The organism is Bradyrhizobium sp. 157, assembly GCF_023073815.1.
Classification (GTDB): Bacteria; Pseudomonadota; Alphaproteobacteria; order Rhizobiales; family Xanthobacteraceae; genus Bradyrhizobium.
In genome coordinates this window covers 1-1,305 of record NZ_JADPKF010000043.1, presented here as the reverse complement: position 1 = coordinate 1,305, position 1,305 = coordinate 1, and the positions used below count along the sequence as shown (strand labels likewise).

Annotated in this window: 1 protein-coding gene; it reads left to right on the top strand. The window is 70.8% G+C overall.

The window, feature by feature from the left end; genetic code table 11:
* Window positions 1-46: 46 nt before the first annotated feature.
* The coding region (locus IVA95_RS09895; protein WP_247510306.1) for a hypothetical protein at window positions 47-1,305 on the top strand (1,259 nt) is incomplete at its 3' end.

Here is a 1,305-nt window from a genome sequence, read left to right as displayed (position 1 = left end):
GACCCACGACGTGGGTGGCACAATTGCGCCGGTCGAGGCGCAGCCAATGCTCACGACCGCGACCAATAGCATAAGCACGCTGACCGATGACGTCGGCGGCACGATCGCGCCGGTCGAGGCGGCGGCGCAGCCGGTGCTCGCAACGGTGAGCGACACCGTGGGCACGCTGACCGATGACGTCGGCGGGACGATCGCGCCGGTCGAGGCGGCGGCGCAGCCGGTGCTCGCAACGGTAAGCGACACCGTGGGTACGCTGACCCACGACGTGGGCGGGACGATCGCGCCGGTCGAGGCGGCGGCGCAGCCGGTGCTCGCAACCGTGAGCGACACTGTGGGTACGATGACCCACGACGTGGGTGGCACAATTGCGCCGGTCGAGACGGCGCAGCCGGTGCTCACAACGGTGACCGACACCGTAACCACGCTGACCGATGACGTCGGCGGCACGATCGCGCCGGTCGAGGCGGCGGCGCAGCCGGCGCTCGCGACGGTGAGCGACACCGTGGGCACGCTGACCGACGACGTCGGCGGCACGATCGCGCCGGTCGAGGCGGCGGCGCAGCCGGTGCTCGCGACGGTGAGCGACACTGTGGGTACGCTGACCCATGACGTGGTCGGCACGATTGCGCCGGTCGAGGCGGCGGCGCAGCCGGTGCTCGCAACCGTGAGCGACACTGTGGGTACGCTGACCCATGACGTGGTCGGCACAATTGCGCCGGTCGAGGCGGCGGCGCAGCCGGTGCTCGCAACCGTGACCGACAGCGCGGGTACGCTGACCAACGACGTGGGCGGCACGATCGCGCCGGTCGAGGCGGCGGCGCAGCCGGCGCTCGCGATCGCAACCGACACCGTAAGCACGCTGACCGATGACGTCGGCGGCACGATCGCGCCGGTCGAGACGGCGGTGCAGCCGGTGCTCGCAACGGTGAGCGACACCGTGGGCACGCTGACCCACGACGTGGGTGGCACAATTGCGCCGGTCGAGGCGGCGGCGCAGCCGGTGCTCGCAACGGTAAGCGACACTGTGGGTACGCTGACCAAAGACGTGGGTGGCACGATTGCGCCGGTCGAGACGGCGCAGCCGGTGCTCACAACGGTGACCGACACTGTGGGTACGCTGACCCACGACGTCGGCGGGACGATCGCGCCGGTCGAGGCGGCGGCGCAGCCGGTGCTCGCAACGATGAGCGACACCGTGGGTGCGCTGACCCACGACGTGGGTGGCACAATTGCGCCGGTCGAGGCGCAGCCAATGCTCACGACCGCGACCAATAGCATAAGCACGCTGACCGATGACGTCGGCGG